Source organism: Candidatus Binatota bacterium (assembly GCA_012960245.1).
GTDB lineage: Bacteria > Desulfobacterota > Binatia > UBA1149 > UBA1149 > UBA1149.
Genome location: DUBO01000013.1, coordinates 1 through 20,458 on the forward strand (window position 1 = coordinate 1; position 20,458 = coordinate 20,458).

The 20,458-nt window shown below is 64.4% G+C and carries 20 protein-coding genes; 11 read left to right on the forward strand and 9 right to left on the reverse strand.

The window, feature by feature from the left end; all coding sequences use genetic code 11:
- Window positions 1-1,156, forward strand: a 1,156-nt coding sequence (locus EYQ35_02080) for a hypothetical protein (GenBank protein ID HIF62930.1), incomplete at its 5' end; no start/stop codon positions are given.
- 215 nt (window positions 1,157-1,371) lie between these two features.
- Complete coding sequence (locus EYQ35_02085) at window positions 1,372-3,252, forward strand: hypothetical protein (GenBank protein HIF62931.1); 1,881 nt, start codon at window positions 1,372-1,374, stop codon at window positions 3,250-3,252.
- 78 nt (window positions 3,253-3,330) lie between these two features.
- On the opposite strand, the gene moaA is transcribed toward EYQ35_02085, so the two are convergent.
- Together moaA and EYQ35_02095 are read right to left on the reverse strand one after the other, a co-directional pair.
- The gene (gene moaA, locus EYQ35_02090; protein ID HIF62932.1) at window positions 3,331-4,353 is read right to left on the reverse strand and encodes a GTP 3',8-cyclase MoaA; all 1,023 of its coding nucleotides are present in this window, start codon (window positions 4,351-4,353) and stop codon (window positions 3,331-3,333) included.
- A gap of 24 nt (window positions 4,354-4,377) precedes the next feature.
- A complete protein-coding gene (locus EYQ35_02095; GenBank protein HIF62933.1) occupies window positions 4,378-4,809 on the reverse strand; it encodes an SRPBCC family protein in 432 nt (143 codons plus the stop codon).
- A 186-nt stretch (window positions 4,810-4,995) separates the two neighbouring features.
- On the opposite strand from EYQ35_02095, the gene EYQ35_02100 reads away from it, so the two are divergent.
- Entirely contained in the window at window positions 4,996-6,393 is a 1,398-nt protein-coding gene (locus tag EYQ35_02100; protein HIF62934.1) for a hypothetical protein, read from the forward strand.
- Between the two features lie 25 nt (window positions 6,394-6,418).
- On the opposite strand, the gene EYQ35_02105 is transcribed toward EYQ35_02100, so the two are convergent.
- Genes EYQ35_02105 through modA form a run of 3 tightly spaced genes read right to left on the reverse strand, consistent with a single transcriptional unit; the run spans window position 6,419 to window position 8,564 of the window.
- Window positions 6,419-7,108, reverse strand: coding sequence for an ATP-binding cassette domain-containing protein (locus EYQ35_02105; GenBank protein HIF62935.1), 690 nt, complete (start codon window positions 7,106-7,108; stop codon window positions 6,419-6,421).
- Window positions 7,105-7,779 carry a molybdate ABC transporter permease subunit gene (gene modB, locus EYQ35_02110; GenBank protein HIF62936.1) on the reverse strand — a complete coding sequence of 225 codons (675 nt, stop codon included), beginning with the start codon at window positions 7,777-7,779 and terminating at the stop codon, window positions 7,105-7,107. The genes EYQ35_02105 and modB overlap by 4 nt, the downstream gene beginning before the upstream one ends.
- Window positions 7,776-8,564 (reverse strand): molybdate ABC transporter substrate-binding protein, encoded by a 789-nt coding sequence (gene modA / locus EYQ35_02115; protein HIF62937.1) that lies wholly within the window; start codon window positions 8,562-8,564, stop codon window positions 7,776-7,778. The genes modB and modA overlap by 4 nt, the downstream gene beginning before the upstream one ends.
- Before the next feature lie 166 nt (window positions 8,565-8,730).
- Between modA and EYQ35_02120 the strand changes: the two genes are divergently transcribed.
- Genes EYQ35_02120 through EYQ35_02135 form a run of 4 tightly spaced genes read left to right on the forward strand, consistent with a single transcriptional unit; the run spans window position 8,731 to window position 12,352 of the window.
- Window positions 8,731-9,153, forward strand: a complete 423-nt coding sequence (locus EYQ35_02120; protein ID HIF62938.1) for a hypothetical protein — start codon at window positions 8,731-8,733, stop codon at window positions 9,151-9,153.
- Between the two features lie 36 nt (window positions 9,154-9,189).
- On the forward strand, window positions 9,190-9,630 hold the full coding sequence (locus EYQ35_02125) for an aminoacyl-tRNA hydrolase (protein ID HIF62939.1): 441 nt from the start codon (window positions 9,190-9,192) through the stop codon (window positions 9,628-9,630).
- Between the two features lie 18 nt (window positions 9,631-9,648).
- Entirely contained in the window at window positions 9,649-10,590 is a 942-nt protein-coding gene (locus EYQ35_02130; protein ID HIF62940.1) for a nitronate monooxygenase, read from the forward strand.
- A gap of 55 nt (window positions 10,591-10,645) precedes the next feature.
- On the forward strand, window positions 10,646-12,352 hold the full coding sequence (locus EYQ35_02135) for an amidohydrolase (protein ID HIF62941.1): 1,707 nt from the start codon (window positions 10,646-10,648) through the stop codon (window positions 12,350-12,352).
- 20 nt (window positions 12,353-12,372) lie between these two features.
- Here the strand turns inward: EYQ35_02135 and EYQ35_02140 are convergent, their stop codons facing one another.
- The 4 genes from EYQ35_02140 to EYQ35_02155 are packed head-to-tail and all read right to left on the reverse strand — an operon-like array spanning window position 12,373 to window position 15,854.
- Window positions 12,373-13,311 carry an ABC transporter permease subunit gene (locus EYQ35_02140; GenBank protein HIF62942.1) on the reverse strand — a complete coding sequence of 313 codons (939 nt, stop codon included), beginning with the start codon at window positions 13,309-13,311 and terminating at the stop codon, window positions 12,373-12,375.
- A complete protein-coding gene (locus EYQ35_02145) occupies window positions 13,308-14,183 on the reverse strand; it encodes an ABC transporter permease subunit (protein ID HIF62943.1) in 876 nt (291 codons plus the stop codon). The genes EYQ35_02140 and EYQ35_02145 overlap by 4 nt, the downstream gene beginning before the upstream one ends.
- Window positions 14,167-14,940 carry an ATP-binding cassette domain-containing protein gene (locus EYQ35_02150; GenBank protein ID HIF62944.1) on the reverse strand — a complete coding sequence of 258 codons (774 nt, stop codon included), beginning with the start codon at window positions 14,938-14,940 and terminating at the stop codon, window positions 14,167-14,169. Before EYQ35_02150 ends, EYQ35_02145 begins: the two co-directional genes overlap by 17 nt.
- Window positions 14,937-15,854: a putative selenate ABC transporter substrate-binding protein gene (locus EYQ35_02155; GenBank protein ID HIF62945.1), complete on the reverse strand. Its 918-nt coding sequence runs from the start codon at window positions 15,852-15,854 to the stop codon at window positions 14,937-14,939. Before EYQ35_02155 ends, EYQ35_02150 begins: the two co-directional genes overlap by 4 nt.
- A gap of 213 nt (window positions 15,855-16,067) precedes the next feature.
- Here EYQ35_02155 and EYQ35_02160 point away from each other — a divergent pair, with 213 nt between their 5' ends.
- From EYQ35_02160 to EYQ35_02175, 4 genes are all read left to right on the forward strand, one after another.
- Entirely contained in the window at window positions 16,068-16,610 is a 543-nt protein-coding gene (locus EYQ35_02160) for a TetR/AcrR family transcriptional regulator (protein ID HIF62946.1), read from the forward strand.
- Window positions 16,611-16,666: 56 nt separating this feature from the next.
- The gene (locus tag EYQ35_02165; protein ID HIF62947.1) at window positions 16,667-17,860 is read left to right on the forward strand and encodes a cytochrome P450; all 1,194 of its coding nucleotides are present in this window, start codon (window positions 16,667-16,669) and stop codon (window positions 17,858-17,860) included.
- Between the two features lie 405 nt (window positions 17,861-18,265).
- Window positions 18,266-18,883, forward strand: coding sequence for a hypothetical protein (locus tag EYQ35_02170; GenBank protein HIF62948.1), 618 nt, complete (start codon window positions 18,266-18,268; stop codon window positions 18,881-18,883).
- Between the two features lie 112 nt (window positions 18,884-18,995).
- A partial coding sequence (locus EYQ35_02175; protein ID HIF62949.1) for an ABC transporter ATP-binding protein occupies window positions 18,996-20,458 on the forward strand: 1,463 nt, incomplete at its 3' end.

The window sequence follows — 20,458 nt, forward strand, 5'->3', positions numbered from 1 at the left end:
GTACCCCAAGGCCATAACCACCCTGTTCCCGACCTGCTCGCGGCTTACTCCCTACCGCTACTACGCCAAGAGGGGGACGACTAACAATCTTCTCGTGTACTACTTCGGAGGTGGCGCGTGCTGGGACAACATCTCCTGCAACGTGGCGCAGACCTTCGCCCAGGCCATAGACGAATCCTATGATCCCGCGACTGGAAGCACCGGGTTCACGGATTTCAGCGATCCCTCCAATCCTTTTGCCGACTGGAACGTGGTGCTGATTCCCTACTGCACGGGCGACATTCACTGGGGTGACGCCTTCGGGGGGTATGGTGGCGGCGGTGGTGTTTACCACCATGGTCGACACAACGCGTCGCTGGTCGAAAAGTACGCACGCGAGCATTTCGTAAACCCCGACCGGGTGTTCGTTACCGGCTCGAGCGCGGGGGCCTACGGCGCTCTCCTGAACTCCGTGCCGCTGATGGAATTCATCTACCCAGCCTCTCACTTCGACGTGCTGGCTGATGCCGGCATTGGCGTGGCGGATCTGGCCTGGCAAGCCACCTACTTTCCAAATTGGGGGGTGGCGAAAACAGTGCCGGATTATGTGCCGGGGCTGGATGGTCCGGTAGAAGACTTGGTGATGTCGGACGTGTGGGCCGGCATAGCCAACCGTTATCCTGACCACCGGTTTGGCCAGTACTCAACAGCCTATGACTTCGTACAGGCCCAGTTCTTTCGCGCCATGGGGAATCCGGGTGATCCTCTCATCTGGGCGCAATGGTGGAACGAGGCCTGCGAATGGAACACTGAGGCCATGACAATTCTGGCTGATACGGAAGTGGCTGTGACCGGTGACAACTTCCGCTCCTACATTGGTGCCGGCACCCAGCACACGATCTGGTTCGGCGACAAGATATTCCACGACACCCATGGTGGCGTTCCAACGCTCGCCACCTGGATAGGGGATATGCTTGACGACGATCCAGCCTGGGCCAACGAGGCTTGCACGGACTGCAACATGATCAGCGTGTGTTCGGGTGGCGACAATTCGGGACAGGCCTGTGTGTCGGACATTGAATGTGTCGGTGGCGGAGTCTGCAGCGACGATCCGGCGCCGCCATCGCCGACCACCGAGTTTCCGGGCGGTGGGATTGTTAACTGCCCTGCTCCCTGAGCGGACACTACGCGGGCTACATTGACCGGGGCAATCCGGCTGGATGAAGGGCAATCCAGCCGGGGCACCCCCGATCGGGGGGGCAGTGGCGCGCAATGCGGTGCTCGTGCGCCTTACAGCCTTGACACAGGTGCCTTCCTGACCGCATTCTTATCGACAAGCCGCGCTTTGCGCGCGGCTACTACATACAAGACCAACCAGTAGGAGACCCCGACATGAAGAAGTTTTTCCCCATCGCTTTTGCCGCCGCCCTGGCCATGACCCTCACGGCGTTTGCCGGCCCCTCGTCGGCCGCTTACCCGGGCAACACCTGTGTAGCCAAGAAGATGGGCGCTGCGGGCAAGTTCTGCGCCTCGGTGCTCGGTGCCTGGAGCAAGAACGCCGATGACTCAGCGTCGCGCGACGCTGCCATCACCAAGGCCGCGACCAAGCTCGACGGCAGCTGGACCAAGTCGGAGACCAGCGCTGCCAAGAAGAACGTGGACTGCGCCGACACCACGGCCAGCTCTGCCGACATGCGCGTGTCGGTTGAAGCAGCGGCCGCGGCGTTGGCCGCCACCGTGCTCGACGGCGTGGACACGGGCGACAAGATCGACACCGGTTGTCGTGCAAAGATAAACAAGGCGGCTGCCAAGCTCTGCCAGGGCCTGCTCAAGTCCGAGAGCAAGTACATCAAGGACCTGCTCAAGGACAAGGACGGCACTGCGCTGGCGGCGGCCGTGGCCAAGGCCGAGGCCAAGTTCACCAAGCTGTATGACAAGTCGGTTGCCAAGGCGCTGGGCAAGGGAGTGACCTGCCCGTCGACGACCGACGGCGCGACTATCAGTGCTGCAGCCTCGGCTGCCGCCGACGAAGTGGTCACCGACACTACCGTGTCGCCCAACGTGTCCACCGACTGGACCACGATATCGGTGCCCGTGGCCAATGTTGAGTACCCGGCCAAGTACCCCAAGGCCATAACCACCCTGTTCCCGACCTGCTCGCGGCTTACTCCCTACATGTTCTTCGTCAAAAAAGGCACGGTCAACAACCTGGTGATGTACTACCAAGGTGGTGGCGCCTGCTGGGACAGCCTGTCGTGTAACCAACTGGGGATTTTTGGCGACACGGCCTCCGAGTCCGACAGCCCGGCGCTTATCGACACGGGCTTTGCCGATACGGACAACCCCGACAATCCTTTCAAGGATTGGCACCAGGTCTTCGTGACCTACTGCACGGGTGACGTTCACTGGGGCGATGCCTTCGGGGGTTATTCAGGCGGTGGCATTTATCACCACGGTCGGCACAACGCCTCGCTGGCCGAAAAATGGGCGCGCGAGCATTTCTTAAACCCCGACCGGGTCTTCGTAACCGGCTCAAGCGCGGGCTCCTACGGTGCGGTGATGAACTCGGTGCCACTGATGGAATCGGTATACCCGGCGTCTCGCTTTGACGTTATAGGCGACGGTGGCAACGGCGTCATAACACCTGAGTGGCAGGCCAATTACTTTCCGAACTGGGGGGTAGCCAATACCCGGCCCGATCACATCCCGGGTCTCGATGCACCCCTGGCGACGACCTCGATGGCCGACACCATGATCGGTATAGCCAACTACTTTCCCGCGAACCGATTTGCCAACTACACCACCGCCTACGACGGCAGCGGCGGCGGCCAGTCCGCCTTTTACCAGGTGATGCTCAACCCGGGCAACCCGCTGGCGTGGACCTCCTGGTGGGAGCCTACCTGTACATGGAACTCTCAAATGAAGGCGATGTCCGAGCAGATTTCCACCGCGGCGTCGAACTACCGCTACTACATAGGCGCGGGGTCACGCCATACCGGCTGGGGCAGCGACAAGGTCTACACCGATACTTCGGGTGGCGTGCCCACGCTCGTGGACTGGGTCAACGACATGATGGACGACGAGCCGTCCTGGGTCGACGTGGAGTGTACGGACTGCAACCTGATTGCTACCTGCCAGGGTGGCGATACGCCGGGCGGTCCCTGCACTGTTGATGGCGACTGCGGTGTCGGCGGTTCCTGCGACGATGACCCGGTACCTGGTAGTCTTCCCGCCGGTCCCTACCTCGGTGGTGGAATCGTGGACTGCCCCTAGGGCATTGCGCGACTGTTAAAGATGGAGGCCGTCACTGGAAAGTGGCGGCCTTTTTTTTACCCGGCGACTGCTGCACCCTCAGCCGCCGAGCTGGTACATTTCCATGCGCCGTCGCGGGGGGGAGTCGCCGCTGGTGGCCTGCGTGCGCAGCTCCGAGTAGCGATCGTCACGCGCGCGCCAGCTGCCCAGTATTATATCGGTGAGTTGTTGGTCGCTGGCGCCGCTTCTCAACGGTCCTTTCAGATCGACGCCGCCCTCGGCAAACAGGCAGTTCACCAGGCGGCCGTTGGTGGTAAGCCGCGCGCGTGTGCAGGCGCCGCAGAACGGTGCTGTTACCGACGACACCACTCCCACCGTCCCCTGTCCGTCGGTGTAGCGGTAGCGGCCGGCCACTTCCGAAGGCGAGCTCCGTTCGATCGACTCCAGCGGCCAGCGAGCGGCCAGCCGCTCTACTATCTCGGAAGCGGTTACGACCTTGCCCATTTCCCAGTCGTTGCGCGTGCCGACGTCCATGTACTCGATGAAGCGCAGCTCGACATCAGTGCCGCGAAAGTACTCGGCTATGTTTTCAAAGGAGTCGTCGTTCATGTCACGCACCACTACGCAGTTGACCTTGATCGGGGATAGTCCCGCTTCGACCGCGTCCGCGATGCCCGCCAGCACGTCGTCCAGGTTGCCGCGGCCGCCGTTCATGCGTTGGAACATAACCGGGTTGAGGCTGTCCAGGCTCACGGTGACCCGGTGGAGGCCAGCCTCGGCCAGGTGAGTGGCCTGCTGTGCGAGCAGCGCGCCGTTGGTGGTCAGGGCTATGTCGTCGATGCCGTCGATGGCCGACAGGCGCTTGACGAGATCTCCGAGGTCGGCGCGTACCAGCGGTTCGCCACCGGTTATCCTTGCCTTGCTCACTCCCAGGCCCGCAAGTATGCCCACGAGCCTGGCGATTTCTTCGTAGCTCAGCAGCTCGGGCCTGGGTAGAAAGCTGTAGCTCTCGCCGAAGAGGTCGGCCGGCATGCAGTAAGGGCAGCGAAAGTTACAGCGGTCGGTGACCGATATCCTCACCTCGGACAGGCGACGACCCAGGGTGTCGATACAAGCGCTCACTGGTGGTTACCGGTCGGCTATCGCCTATTCTTCGGCCAGGCGACGCTCGAAGCCGTCCATCGCCTGGTCAAAAACTTTCTGTACGATCAGCTTCAGCAACCATCCAAGTCCAGGTATTTTTGAGTTGAAGCGCGCTCGCCACTCGATGAGCGTGCCCTCGCCGTCGTCCGAAAAATCCACCTCGCCGAGGTGGTCGCGAATCGGCATGGCGCCCTTGACCAAGGTGTAGGTCATGCGTGTGGGCACGTCGAACTCCAGGATTTCTTCGTACACCGGCATACCGGCCGAGGTTATGACTCGCACGCAGCCGCTGCCGTTGGGGGCAGGGTCGCCCTCGCGGTCGAGGCGTACGCGCCCCAGTCCGGCCCAGTCCTGCCACGATACGTGGTCGGTGTACAAGTCCCAGGCCTGCTGTCGGGGCGCCGCTACTGTTCTGCTTACTGATACTTCCTGCATGCGGACGAATGTAACAGCTGGCCGGGGGAGTGGAAAACGGCAGAACGCTTGCTCGCTGGCCGCCGTACTTAAGCGCTTCAGTCGTACTACCCCCCCGGTTGCGCCGGGGCGCTAGGCGCCGGGTTTCGGAACAGGTGGGCCAACGGTACGGGTTTTGCCGGAAGCAGGGCGGCAAAACTGTCTGTTATGTGGAAAGCAGGCCAAGGTGGATTGACGATGCCCCCCCAAAGAGGTGACAAACATATGGTGATTGTGCGGCAGGTAGCACTGGTACTGACGGTGACCGTGACGACGGCAGTCGTACTGCTGGGCGCACCGGCCCTGGCGATGGCCGTCTGCGGAGACTCGGTGGTCGACGTGGGCGAAACCTGCGACGATGGCAATATTACAGCGGGCGACTGTTGTTCGGCTACCTGCCAGATCGAGGTGGCGGGAACGGTCTGTCGCGCGTCGACCGGGGAGTGCGACCTGGCCGAGAGCTGCGACGGCTTGGCCGACTCGTGTCCGGGCGATGGTTTTGTGGCGGCATTGACCAACTGCGGCAGTGCCGGCACCGAGTGCGTGGTGCAGGACAGCTGCGATGGCGCGGGCTCGTGCACCGACAACGGTTTTGTGGCGGCGTTGACCAACTGTGCGGACGAGGGGGTTGGCTGCACGAGCGATCTTTGCGATGGCGCGGGAGTCTGTAGTCATACTCCCGTTGACGCCGTCTGTGACGATACATTCTACTGTACCGGTGTCGAGAGCTGTGACGCGGTGTTGGACTGCCAGGCGGGAACTGCCCCCGATTGCAGTGACGGTGTGGCTTGCTCCGTGGATTCCTGCAACGAACAGACCGACAGCTGCATTCACATGCCAGCTCACCACCTCTGTGGTGATGGGGTCTACTGCAATGGCGACGAGATTTGTAACGTGGTCACCGGTTGCTCGGCTGGTGCAGTAGTAGACTGCTCGGGCCTGTCGTCCAGCTGTTCGCAGGGGAGCTGCGATGAGTTGACCGGCGCCTGCGTTTCGTCGGCTATCAACGAAACGGGTGCCTGCGACGATCTTGATTTCTGCTCCACCGACGATCAGTGCACGGTAGGCGTTTGCACGGGGACTTCAGACCCACAATTCGGGTCCAAGCTGACGATGAAGCGTCGGGCGGGTGCCACCAACGATTCGTTCACGCTCAAGAGCATTTTGCAGACGGGTTTTCTCGCGAATCTCGACTGTCAGAAATCCATGGACATAGTGCTGGCCGGTGGCGACGGCACGGCCCTGTTTGCTGCCCAGGTACCCGCGTCAACCTTTCCTCACCTGCTGGTAGGCAGCGCTTCCGGGAGGAAGAAATGCGTACTCAGGGACAAGACCGGCACTGTAGCTGGCGGAATGAGGCAGGTGAAATTGTTCACCGTACCAGCGAAGGCAATAGCGAGACTCAAGGTTAAGATGAAGGGCGTTGAGCTTGATGGCGCCCAGGGCCAGGTATCGGTGTTGGTCAGTATGATGCTCGATACGGCTGGCAGCCCTCTGGGCTCCTGCCTGACGGCAAAGCCGATGACCTGCAGCAGCCGTGGCTCCAAGACCATCTGCGAAAAATAACCCTTCGTTCTCCAGCCGACGGGTCTCAGTAGCCCCGGAGCATACTCTTGGGGTCGCCCTGCTCGGCGCTGCTGCCGCGTTCGTAGAGCACCACCGAGTTGGCCAGCCGCTGGGCCTCGTGGGCGTCGTGGGTGACGATCACGGCCGGCACCGAACGGCGGGCGAGGGTGCCCTGCAGCAGGGCTAGCAATTCGTCGCGGCCGTCTCTGTCTATCGACGCGAAGGGTTCGTCGAGCAGCAAGATCTCCGGCTCCACGGCCAGCGCACGCGCGAGGGCAACGCGCTTGCGTTCGCCCCCGGACAACGAGCCCGGCGATGCCTGGGCCAGGTGTTCTATGGTCAGCTCTTCGAGCAGCTCGGCAACCCGCGGCCCCTCGCGTTCACCCGCGGGCAGCCCGAAGGCGACATTGGCGCGCACCGACTTGAAAGGGAACAGCGCGTTGTGTTGTGGCATCCATCCCACGCGCCGCCGCCAGGCCGGCACCCACAGCTTCTGCCTGGAATCAAAAACCGTGTTGCCATTGAACGCGATATGTCCCGAGGCGGGCCGCTCCAGCCCGGCCAGTGCCCTCAACGTGAGCGTCTTGCCCACTCCTGACGGACCGAACAAAGCAAGCACCCCGGACTCGAGCTTGAAGTTTACCTTCACGCTGAACGACCGTTGGCCGCGACCAGCGGTGAGCGCGAAGCAGGTGTCGAGCACCGGCGCGCTCATCGATCCCGCTCCGCTGACCGAGTTTCGAGCTGAGAGGCGGCGAGCACTACCGCCAGCGACACGGCGGTGAGCAGGGCGACGTAGAGGAGCGCGCGGCCGTCGTCGCCGCTTTCGTAGGCGCTGAATATTTCAAGCGGCATGGTGTTGGTCGAACCCGGCATGTTGCCGGCAAACATCAGCGTTGCGCCGAACTCGCCCATGGCGCGCGCGAAGGCGAGCACGACTGCGGCCGCCAGTCCCCTCCAGGCGGCCGGCACGGTGACGCGCGCAAACACGAAGGCCGGTGCCAGGCCCAGCGACGCGGCGGCTTCTTCTATATCGCGCGGCACCGCGGCGATGGCTGCCTGTGCGCTGCGGGTAAGTATGGGGAAGGCCACGACGGCAGAGGCAATAATGGCTGCCGCGGGAGTAAAGATGATTCGTAGTCCAGCGGCGTCGAGCAGTCCGCCCAGCGGTCCCCCGCGACCGAAGACCAGCACCAGCAGGTAGCCCACCACCGAGGGTGGCAACACCAGCGGCAGTAGCACCGCGGCGTCTACCAGCGAGCGGCCGCGGTAACGGCTGCGCGCCTGCAGGCGCGCTAACGGCAGCGCAAGCGGTAGGGTCACGAGCAGGGCGGCGGTGGCAACCTGCAACGACAGCAGCACCGGAAAGGCGTGTTCGGCGTTCACCGTGTATCTCCGGGCGGCGGCAGGAAGCCGTACTCGGCGAGCACCTTCTGCCCTGCTTGCGAAACGACGAAGGAGAGGAAGTCGGCCAACTCCCGGGGAGCGTCGGCCGATAGCGCGGCGACGAGCAGCGGTTGGGTCGCCAAGCCCGGCCGGGCGCGGTCGAGCAACAGCAGGTCGTCTACCGTCAACAAGTCACTGTCGTATACGATGGCCGCGGTAACTTCTCCTCGCCTGGCGTAAGCCAGCACCGCGGCCGTACTCGAAGCGTACACGGCGCGCTGCTTGACAGCCGGCCAGATGCCCAGCGCCTGTAGGTAGTCGCGCGCGTAGCGGCCCACTGGCGCGGTGTCGGGGTCGCCCATGGCCAGCAGCTGGCCGGGGGCGAGCGACGCGAGGTCGGCAAACCTGAGATCTTTTGACGGTTCGGGGCCGGCGAGCACCAGTTGGTTGCCGGCCACGACCACGCGCGAGGAGGGGTCTACCAGGCCTTGCTCGAGCAGGCGGTCCACCTGTCGGGCCGAGGCCAGGAACACCGCGTGGGTGGGGGCGCCGGCTTCGACCTGCCGTCGCAGGCTGCCCGAAGCTCCGTAATTTACGTTGAAGGTCAGTGTAACCTGCGACTGCCCGCGCCAGGCGGTGAGCAGCGAGGGCATGGCAGCGCGCAGACTCGAGGCGGCGGCAATGGTGGCCTCGCCCCGCCCGGCGCAACCCGCCAGCAGCAAGAGGCAGGCAGCGCTCGCGCGTGCCACCCCGGCGCAGCTTGATCCTGTATAGCGCACGGTCATGCCGGTGCAGTATGTACGACTGCCGGGGTATATTGAAAGAGCGTGGTGCCGGTGGCGCGGACGTTGGCAGTTACTTTGGCGCCGGGTCTGCTATCCTGCCAGGGCGCGCTGCTGTTGGCAGGATACGCGGGGGCGATCGCAGAATGCATACGAAGGAGACTGAACGGTGACCAGGCGGACCATGGTAAGGCTGCTCGTGGGGGCGTTGTGCGTGCTGCTGCTCGTGGCGGGCATCACCATCTACGCGGCCGAGAGCGGAGAGGTAGTGTTGTTGCGCACGCAGGGTGCCGGCGGACAGTGGCGGGAGACCCGCGTGTGGATCATACGGTCCGAGGGCGAGCTGTGGATAGAGTCTGCCACGCCCGACCGTCCGTTCATGGCCGATCTCGACGCGGATCTCAAGGTGGAGATCGCGCGTGGTGACACCGCCACCCCTTACTGGGCACTGGTGGTTCACAGGGACATAGCCCACGAATTTATCCGCGAGGAAATGCGTGCGCGCTACGGCTGGGCCGATTGGTGGATCGGCCTGTTGTTTGACAACAGTCGCTCGGTGGCCATACGCCTTATGCCACGCGATGGCGCTTGAGAGCGGGCACTTGTTGCAGGGGTTAAGGGCGAGCTAATGGCCGGCCAACAGGACTTGAGAATACGCGGACACCTGGTCATCCCGGGGTCCTTGCTGAGCGTGCGCTACAGTCGAGGCGGCGGCCCCGGTGGCCAGAATGTCAACAAGGTGGCCACGCGCGTGGAGCTGTTGTTTGAGATCGACCGCGCCGCGGGGCTGCTGGGCGAGGGGGTGGTCGAACGCCTTCGCAAATCATGCTCGCGACGCATGGACAGGCGCGGCCGCGTACGCATCGTGGCCGCCGAGTACCGTCACCAGTACCGCAACCAGGTAGCCGCGCGCGATCGCTTGCGCGAACTGCTGCTTGCCGCGCTGTCTGCTCCGCGCCCGCGTCGCGCCAGCTCGCCGTCGCGGGCCAACCGCGAGCGCCGTCTGCGCAGCAAGCACCACCGCGGCGCTGTCAAGGGGCTGCGCGGCACCGTCGGCGACGACGACTGACTGGGGACAACAGGCAATATGAAATTTGATAACCGTGTGACCAGGATGCTGGGCGTTGACACGCCCATAGTGCAGGCGCCCATGGGCTGGATAGCCCGTTCCCAGCTCGCGTCGGCGGTGTCCAACGCCGGCGCCATGGGCATCATCGAGACCTCGTCGGGAGAGCTCGACGCGATTCGCAACGAGATAGCCTTGATGCGCCAACTCACCGACAAGCCTTTCGGTGTCAACGTCGCGCTGGCCTTCGTGCGCGATCCCAACATCGTCGACTTCGTGGTCGAGCAGGGGGTGAGTTTTGTTTCGACCTCGGCCGGCGACCCGCGCAAGCTCACCGCCTCGCTCAAGGATGCCGGCCTGACTGTGTTCCACGTGGTGCCCACGCTGCGGGCTGCCATGAAGGCCGTAGACGCGGGCGTTGACGGCCTGATCGTTGAGGGCGGCGAGGGCGGGGGCTTCAAGGGCCCGCGCCCGGTGTCGAGCCTGGTGCTGGTGCCGCTGATACGATCGCGGGTGGAGGTTCCCATCATAGCCGCTGGCGGAATTGCCGACGGAGTGTCGATGGCAGCCGCATTCGCGCTTGGGGCCGAGGGCGTGCAGATGGGGACTCGCATGGTGTCGTCCGCCGAGTCGCCGGTGCACGAAAACTGGAAGCGGGCCATAATCGGGGCCGCCGAGACCGACACTGTGTTTCTTAAATCGGGGGCCGGTCCCAGCCTGCGCGCACTGCGAACCACGACCTCCGAGGCCCTGGAAGCAGGCGAGGGCGAGGCGATGGCGACGCTGGCGGGCGGGGTCAAGCAGGTCTACTTCGATGGCGACCTCGAGGCCGGCATCGCGTTGACCGGGCAGGTAGCCGGTCGCATAGACGAGGTGAAAACAGTGGCCGACATCATCACCGACACGGTCGCCGAGTACGCCGCTGCGGTAGAAGACCTGGCCGCCCAACTCGACCGATCCTGAAGACAAGCGCCCGCGGGCTGGACACACCGCTGCCGCGGGGCAATACAACCCGGGCGTGGACTACGACCTCAAGATAAGCAACGCGACCATAATCGACGGCAGCGGCGGTCCGGCCTTCACGGGTGACGCAGGCGTAAATGCCGGTCGAGTAGTGGCCCTTGGCAGCGCCCCCGGTGAGGCCCGCGAGACCATCGACGCCGGTGGGCGCGTGCTGTGCCCGGGCTTCGTAGACATACACACCCACTACGACGCGCAGATTCTGTGGGACCCGCTGCTGTCGGTGTCGCCCTGGCACGGGGTCACCACCGTGGTGATGGGCAACTGCGGCTTCGGGGTAGCGCCCACCAGGCCCGAGCACCGCGCGCTCATTATGCGCACGCTCGAAAAAGTGGAGGGCATGAGCTTCGAGTCGCTCACTGCCGGCCTCACAGACGACTGGCCCTTTGAAACTTTTCCCGAGTACCTCGACGCGGTCGAAAGTCGCGGCGCTGCCATCAACACCGCCGTGCTGCTGGGCCACACTCCGCTGCGTACCTGGGTGATGGGCGAGGCAGCTACGGAGCGAGAGGCCAGCGAGGAAGAAATAGCGGAGATGTGCAGCCTGGCGCGCGAGGCCCTGGCCGCCGGCGCCCTGGGCTTTGCCACCTCGCGGTCTCCCACTCACGTGGGTCATGGCGGGCTGCCGGTGCCCAGTCGAGTGGCTTCTCACGAAGAGGTATGCTCGCTGGCGCGTGAGCTCGGGGCCGCCGGGCGCGGGATAATGCAGGCCACGGCCGGGCCCGAGTTTCTGTTCAACGAGATGGAGCAGATCGCTCAAGAGACCGGCCGCACGCTCAGTTGGACGGCGTTGCTCGCGGGCATAGCCGGCCCGGGCAGTGGGCAGGCCATGATGCGCAAATCGCAGGAGATGGTGGATCGCGGCGTAGACGTGGTGCCGCAGGTGAGCTGCCGGTCGCTGCAGTTCGATTTCACCTTCGACGAGCCGTTCCCTTATGAAGCGAGGCCGGAGTTCGCCGAAATCTCCAGGGCCACCACCACCGCCGAGCGCATGGGCATCTACGCGGACCCCGCGTGGCGTGAGCGTGCCCGGCAGGGCGTAGGCCCCGAGCATCCACCCGAGTTTTTCAACGGGCTGTGGGATCAGATGGTCGTGAGCTCCTGTGCGTCCGAGCCTGATCTGGAGGGCCGCCGGGTGGTGGAGCTGGCGGCTGAAAGCGGTGTTGACGCGCTCGACCTGGTGTTGGACCTTTCGCTGCGCCACGAGTTGGCGGTTCGCTTTCGCATGCCCTTTGTAAATTACGATGAGGACGAGCTGGGCGAACTGCTCACGGCTGACTGCGCGGTGCTGGGGCTGTCAGACGCCGGCGCGCATGCGAGCCAGCTCTGCGACGCATGCTTTTCGACCCACTTGCTGGGCCACTGGGTGCGCCACAAGGGCGTGCTCTCGCTGGAGCAGGCCGTGCACATGCTCACGGCACGACCGGCCGAGGTCTTCGGGCTGTCGGATCGGGGTCTGCTGGCCGAGGGTCGGCCAGCCGATCTCGTGCTGTTTGATCCCGAGAAGGTGGCCGCCGGCGAACTAAGGCGTGTGAACGACATGCCCGGCGGCGCCGACCGCCTGGTCGTCGACGCTACCGGCATAGATCTCGTGGTCGTGAACGGCGTGATCATTCGTCGCGACGGTCGCGACACTGTATCTGCCGACGACCCGCTGCCCGGCCGCCTGCTGCGTCATGGCAGCGCCTCCTCGGCGACGGCCTGAACCGGGAAACGCCGTTCCTCTCAAGCCCGGCGCACGAGACCGCGGGCCAGCGCCGACAGCAGGTCGCCCGCCAGCACCAGCAGTGCCCCCAGCAGCACGTAGAAGAACAGCTCGTCGTAGAGATTGCCGGCGCGGGCGTCGCGTATGAGCGAGCCCAGCGACAGCACGCCCAGCATGCCCAGCACGGTGGCTTCACGCACGCAGGTTTCCCAGCGGTAGAAGAAGTACAGCAGCAGCCGCGGCAGCAGGCCCGGAAATACGGCCGCGGCGGTCTGTGATCTCGACGCGCCGGCAGCGGCCAACGCCCGCGCGGGCGCCGGGGGCATGTTCTCTACGGTCTCGGCTCCCAGGCGTCCCAGTATGCCAGCGTTGTGCAGGGCCAGTGCCAGCACCGCCGGCAGGGCCGTGTAGCCTAGCGACTCCACCAGCAGAAAGGCCCACAGGTACTCGGGCACAGCGCGCGCAAACAGCAATAGCGCGCGTACCGAGTGGTTGAGCGCCGACCAGGCCCAGCGCGCCCAGCGCAATCCTCGACGTTGGTCGGCAACGGCCCGGCCGCCGAAGAAGGGCGCCGGGCGGGCGACGTTTCGCGCCGCAGGCCAGCAGGCCAGGTAGCCTACCAGCGCTGCCAGCACCGAGGCCAGCACGGCAATGGCGGCCGTAGATGCAAGCGCCGTGCTGCCTCCGTCGGCCATCAGGGCGGCGGCCCAGTCGTACACGGTTTGCCAGTCGGCGGTAGAACCTGCGTCGAAGCCGCCCTGTTGCTGCACGGGCCAGGGACGAAGCTCGCCCGTAAAGCGTTCAAGGTTGGCCAGGCGGCGTTCGCCGCTGAGTTGCTCAAGTCCGAAGTCTCCGCCCATCCACGAGAACACGACCAGCGCAGCGGTGGCCCACGCGGCGGTTCGCAACAGTCGGCTGCGTGGGCGCGTACGCCTGAGTTCTTCGGCGCTCGCTTTCATCGCGCGGGCGTCTCGCCAAGAAACCGTTGCCTGAGAGCGCGGCTTGCCATGTCACTCACTGCTATCAAGGCGAACAGCGCGTAGAGGTAGGTCCACAGTTCGGCGTACAGCGATTCGTTCCACGCAAGCCGTATGAACTTGCCCAGTGTTTCGGGGCCGAAAAACCCGAGTACTGCGGCCGACCTGAGCGCGCACTCAAAGCGATAGAAACTGTAGGCCGCCATGTCGGGCAGCGCGCGCGGCAACAGCGCCACCGAGAAGGCCTGGGCCGCGGTCGCGCCGCTGCCGGTCAGTTGCACGGCGGCGTCGCGCGGCGCCTCGTCTATCATCTCGGAGAACACTTTGCCCAGCGTGCCGGCGTAGGGGATGGCAATGGCCAGCACGGCTGCGGTGTCGCTCAGGCCCACAGCCGCCAGGAACAGCAGTGCCCACAGCAGCTCGTGTACCGAGCGCGCCAGTGTCATAACGACCCTCGCCGGCGCGTAGAGCAGCGGGCCCAGGCGCCGCAAGACGGCGCGCCCGCCAGGCCCTGGCAGTCGCCACCAGGCGCTGGCACCCGCGAATCCCAGCAGCAGCGCAACTGGAACCGCCAGGCTCATGGCGGCCACGGCCAGCTGTACGGTTCGCCAGGTGGCGGCGGCTACCTGTAGCAGCAGTGGTGGCGCGCCCACCGGCACGAAGGGTGAACCGTAGTCCAGGGCCGGCCGCAGGGCATGTGAGAAAAAACGCGCGAGCAGTTCGAGTGACTCGAGGCCGGGGAGCGCCAGTTGGCCCTGGGCGCTGAGAAAGGCGGCCGAGGCGAGACCTGCGGCTGTGATCGCGCCGACTACCGCGCGCCGCGTGCCCGTGCGGCTGTCAGTCGCGCTGCTCATCTTCGCTCGGATCCAGCGCGTACAGCGCCTCCAGCTCGTCGTCGCCCAGTTCTGCCGGGGCGCAGTCAAACAGCAGGCGGCCGCGCCTGAGGCCCAGCAGGCGACCGAACAGTTCGCGCGCGAGATTGAGGTTGTGCAGGCTTACCAACAGCGAAAAACCCTGCTCACGGGCCAGCTCGAGCAGCAGCGCCAGGGTGTCTCGCGCCCGCTCGGGGTCAACACTGGCCACCGGCTCATCGGCCAGCAGCATGCGAGGGCCGCCGAACAGCGCGCGCGCCACGGCTACCCGTTGCTGCTCGCCGCCCGAGAGTTTGTCGCTGCGCTGGTAGAGCTTGTCGCCCACGCCCACGCGTTGCAGCAGTTCGAAGGCACGTTGGGTGTCGGCACGGCGAGGCTTGAGCAGCGCGCGCAGCGCAGTGAACAAGCCTTCGCGGCCGAAGCCGCCGGCCAACACGTTGGCCACCACCCTGAGCTCGGGAACCAGCGCGAGGTCCTGCGGTATGAAGGCGATCTCGGAGCGAGTGCGCCTCAGTTCGCGTTCACCCATGTCTGAGAGCAGGCGCCCGTTGATGGCTACACCACCGGCAGCGGCGGGCACGGTGCCGTTGCAGGATCTCAGCAGCGTGGTTTTACCCGCGCCACTGGGGCCGACCACGGCCACGCACTCGCCGGGTGCCACGGCCAGGTGGTCAACTGCGAGCACCGTCCTACGGTCGTAGTTTACGCGTAGGTCGTTGATTTCAAGCAGCGGATTCAGCGCGCGGTTCTCCGGATCCTGAGCAGGCCCAGCTCACGGGCCACGCGCGCTATTCCCTCAAACTCGCCGTCGCTGGCGGCGATCAATCCGCTGCGGGCAAAGGCCGCCAGCAATGCCGGGTCGTCCATGGCCGTGAGCGCGCGAGCCAGTCGCGCCGTCGTGCCCGCGCCGAAGAGCCGCTCGATGTCGGGGTGGGCCGTCATGTTGTAGTCGGCGTAGGCAGGCGTCTTCCACAGCACCTGGCAGTCGGAGCTGTCGATGCGGCCAGTCTCCACCATGCTGTCCCAGGTGAGGTAGTTGATGACACCGGCCTTGATGCGGCCGCCCGAGCACACCAGTGCTGCCGTGCGTGAATGGCTGCCCGAGAACCCGTAGGCCTGCTCGAAAAACTCTGCGGGTGACTTGCCCGTGGCGCGGCGCAGAAAGTACTCGGGCATCAGTCGCCCCGAGGTCGAGCTTTCCGAACCGAAGGTGAAGGGCAACGAGGCAATGGCCAGGGGAAACTGCTCCGAGGGTGCCAGTCCCGCCGAGCGGTGGGCAATGAAGTAACTGTAGTAGTGGGGGTCCTCGGCGCCCTGCACGATGGCGTGGGCGCCGGGCACCGCCGCGCGGGCCTGCACACCGGTGAGTCCACCGAACCAGGCCAGCAGCACATCTCCGTTCTTGAACATTTCTACCGAGGCCTGGTAGTCGGCCGCGGCCACGTACTCCACGGCTATGCCCAGGCGGCGGGCCAGGTAGTCGGCCACGGGCTTGTACCTGGCCTTGAGCTCGGTAGCGTTCTGGTCGGGGATGGCGGTGAAACGAAGCGCGGTCGCTCCAGCCGGGGGATCCGCTTGGGCGGGATTTGCGGCCGGGCTTACGCTGCTGACCAGCAGCGCGGCGAACAGCGCGGCGCGGGTCAGAAGCAGCATGGTAACTTTCCTCTTCGCACGAGCATCATTCTACGTCGGCAAGCCAGACAGGAAGTAGGGCAGCCGCCGTTGTTTTTCAAGCAGCGGCAATCACGATTTCTTGACTGACGGGTGTCACTGACATATGTCAGTCAAGTGCCGCAAGCCGCCGACAGCACAGCAGTGGAGACCCCGCCTAGAGAACTCAAGCGCCAGGCCACGCGCGACAAGTTGATGGTCGCGGCGCTTGTCGAGTTCAGGCGCGAGGGCGTGGCTGGTGCTCAGATCGAAAACATAGTGCGCGCCGCGGGTGTTGCACGCGGTACTTTTTACCTGCACTTCCCCACCCGCGAGCACGTTCTTCTAGAGCTTCTCATGGACTACCAGCGGCAGGTAGCCGGGCAACTCGACGCTTCTACCCGAGCCGAGCCCAGGGCGTTTTTGCGCCAGGTGGTCCACGCCATGGTCGAGTGCCTGTCCAGGGAAGACCGCGAGCTGTTGCGCGAGATGTTCGTGGCGGTGTTCAGGCACACCGCCGAGCTGGCCGACCAGGACATCGAACTGGTCGCCGTGCTGACCGCCTATCTCGAAAAGGCCAGGCAGCGAGGCCTGGTGCGCAACGAACTCGAAACCTACGAGACCGTTACCATGCTGTTGCCCGGGTTGTTCGGTGTCATGATGCTCGACGAGCACGAGGGCAACAGCCTGGGAGATCTAACTCGCCGACTCTACCGCGCGGTGGACGTGTTCGCGGCCGGCCTTGCGCCGCCGGCCTGATCAGTCCACCGCACAGATTTTACTCGCCGAACACGACAAAGGAGACCACGCCGCCGATGGCCCAGATAGACCACCCGATTAATCCCGACGTCGAACTCATCGAGGGCACGTTCTACGAGCGTGAGCCTTTCGACACCTACCGTTGGATGCGCGACAACGCGCCCGCTTACTGGGACGAGCCGTCGGGCATATGGGGCATCAGCCGCTACCACGACATACTCAAGGTGGCCAAGGACCCCGAGACTTTTTCGAACACCGGTGGCATCAGGCCGGCCACGCCGCCGCTGCCGCACCTGATCGACCTCGACGACCCCGAGCACAAGAAGCGCCGCAGCCTGGTCAACAAGGGATTCACCGTGCGCCAGGTGCAGGCCCGCGAACCGCGCATACGCGAGATCTGCCGCGGCCTCATCGACAAGGCCGTCAGCAAGGGTGAGTTCGACTTCGTGATGGATTTTGCCGCGTGGCTGCCGCTCATCGTCATTGGCGACATGCTGGGTATAGACCCGGCCGACCACGCGGCCCTGCTGCGCTGGTCCGACGAGCTGGTGTGTGGTGCCTCGGCCAACGACCCCGCCCAGATGGAAAAGGCCGCGCTGACGATGTTCGAGTATACAGACTACGAGCAGAAGGTGATCGCCGACCGCCGGGCTCGGCCCAGGCAGGACGACCTCATCAGCATCCTGGTGCACGCCGAGATCGACGGCAAGCAACTGAGCGAAGAGCAATTGCTGTATGAGTCGCTATTGCTGCTCGTGGGTGGCGACGAGACGACTCGCCACGTGATAGTGGGCGGCATGTATGAACTGCTGCGCAAGCCCGAACTGTTCGCGGCCCTGGTAGAAGACCAGTCGCGCATACCGATGGCCGTAGAGGAGATGCTGCGCTGGGTAACTCCGATCAAGAACATGGCGCGCGTTGCTACACGCGACGTCCAACTGCACGGGCAGACCATAGCCGAGGGCGAGAAGCTGCTGCTGCTCTACGATTCGGCCAATCGCGACGAGCGCGCGTTCGAACAGCCGATGGACTTTGACATCACCCGGCACCCCAACGAGCACATCGCTTTTGGCTGGGGGCCACACTTCTGCCTGGGCGCGAGCCTGGCCCGTCTCGAACTACGCGTAATGTTCGAGGAAGTGGCCCGCGCCATGCCGGGCCTGCAGCTGGTGGACGGCGGGTCGCCCCCGCGGAGGCCGTCCAACTTCATAAGCGGCATCACCCACCTGCCGGTGAGTCTGGCCGCCTGAGCGGCTGGCCGGCCGGTCTGCTGTACCTTAGCTGCGCTACGCCGAACGGCGTTTTATCGCCGTTCGGCATGCGTTTGGCGCTTTGTTGCGCGGTTATCAGGCAGGCCAATGCGTGCCCGCGGTCGTCAGCATCGAGCACAGTCCATTAACGCTGCCTGTTGCCTTGCGCGTTGCTCACACCCGGCTGGGGGGAGCCCCGTGGCACGAGAGTTGCACTTTTCGGGTGGCGGATGTGTGGCTACGGGAAGGCCCGGTGAGGGAAGCTCTTTTTAGGCGGTTTTTTACCCACATGGGTGTGAGATGGCGGGTTTTCCTCTGGTCAACGGGGTGCGGGATATGTTAGTGAATGTGTTAATTGCCCCACTTGCCGGGGTAGTGAAGTAGGATTTTTTGAGGAGATAGATGATGAAAACAGGTGTGAGAATTATTTGCTCGGTGGCCGTTGTCGGCTTGCTGGCGGCGCCGGCTTACTCGGGCGTGATCGACAGCCCCAAGCCGCTTTTCGGCGGCAGGGCAGCGCGTACAATTTTTTACGTGCCCAACGTGATCCACAACAACGGTATGGAAACGGTGTTTACCTGCACCTCCCTGGACAGCATGACCATAAGGATCGGTATAGAGATCTTCGACTCCATAGGTGGACCGCCTCTTAACGACGTTAGCGATCCCACGGGCAACGGCGCCGAGGACGTTCCCGTAGGTGGCACCTTCACCGTGGGCACTGACAACACCGAGGTTTTGAGCGAGAACGAAGTGATCTCGGGCCTTCCTGCCAACATACGCGGTGGTTCGGCTCGAATCGTGAGCGACAGCAAGCGCATTGCCTGCTCGGCCGTCGTCATCGACGAGAGTTTTTCAAACGAAGCGAGCTGTACTGCGGGGCTACCGAGCGGCTCTTGTCTTGTTGACAGCGACTGCGACAGCGTCCCGCTCGCCGGTGACGGCGTGTGCACTCCCAGGGGTCTCCCGGGCGGCGTCGCTTTTCCGCTCAAGGTGATTGCCAAGAAGCAGCGCGGCGATTGAGTCTCGACGGCGTTAACGCCGACCGGCTCTATTTCGCAACAGGAACCGCACGGGCTATGCTCGCGGCCAGGAGCCGTGGGCTTTCGCTGCCGCGGGGAGCTCACTGGGCCCGATGAAAATACGCAGGAACGAATTGTTCCGCCGCGTTTCGTGGCAGAAATTGTCGGCTAACGCGGCCGAGCTTGGCCCCTACCTCGTGCCCGTACGTCGTGATCTGCTGATCGCCATGCTCTGCAGCCTGGGTGCCGTACTCATGGTCATCGCGCGGCCGTGGCCCATGAAGATGGTCTTCGACTACGCCCTGCTGCCAGCGGGCAGGGTAAAGTGGGTGTTCCCCTACGCCATGCTCAAGGGCTACGGGGCCATGGGCGTGGTGAGCATTTCCTGCGCCCTTTTGCTTGCCGTGAGCCTGATGTGGGGGTTGTTTACCTTCACGCAGCGGTACCTTATCGCCTCTGCCGGTCAGCAGGTGACGTTCAAGATCAGGCGCCAGCTCTTCGCTCACCTGCAGCGCCTGTCGTTGTCTTATCACCGCCGCCAACGAGTGGGTGACCTGCTGCTGCGCGCCACCGGCGACGCCAACATGATGCGCGACATGCTCGTGGACGCGGTACTCGTAGTCTTCACGCAGGTACTGGTGCTGGTTGCCATGATCATCGTCATGGCGGCCATGGACTGGCAGCTCACCATGATCGCGCTGTCGGTGATGCCGCTGCTCGGGGTCGCCGTGTTCCGCATGTCTGGCCACCTGCGCAAGGCAGTGCGCAAGCAGCGCAAGCGCGAAGGGCACATGGCAGCCATGGTGGGCGAAATGCTGCAGGCGGTGCCAGTGATCCAGGTGTTCGGCCGCGAGGGTTACGAAGACCGCAGGTTCGGCGAGTCGAACAAGCGCAACCTTAAGTCGGGTCTGAAAACCGTGAGACTGGAGGCCAACCTGGAGCGGGTGGCCGAGGTCGTCATTGCTCTTGGCACCGGGTCGGTGCTGTGGTTCGGCGTGGCCCGCGTTCTTTCGGGCATACTAACCCCCGGGGACCTGCTGGTCTTTACAGCCTACCTCAGCGGCATGTACCGCCCCTTGCGGCGCATATCGAGGGTGACCGGTCGCCTGGCGAAGGCCTCGGCCTGTGCCGAGAGGGTGTTCTCGGTGCTCAGGGAAGACGACCGCGTGAAGGTGCATCGTGGGGCCGCCGAGGCGCCGGCTTTCGAGGGGCGCGTGCGTTTCAAGAACGTGTGTTTCGAATACCGCAAGGGCGTGCCCGTGCTACGCGACGTGTCGTTCACGACCAAGCCCGGGCGCACGGTGGCGATCGTGGGGCCCAACGGTGCCGGTAAGTCGACCATGTGTGGATTGCTACCCCGGTTGTTCGACCCGTTGTCGGGCTCGATAACGATAGACGGCAAGAAGATAAGCCGTTACACGCTCGATTCGCTGCGGGAGCATATAGCCGTTGTGCTGCAGCACCCGATGCTGTTTCGCGGGACGGTGGCCGAGAACATCGCCTACGGAAAACCGGAGGCCACCGAAGAAGAAATAGTGGCGGCGGCCGAGGCGGCCGACACCGACGATTTTATCCG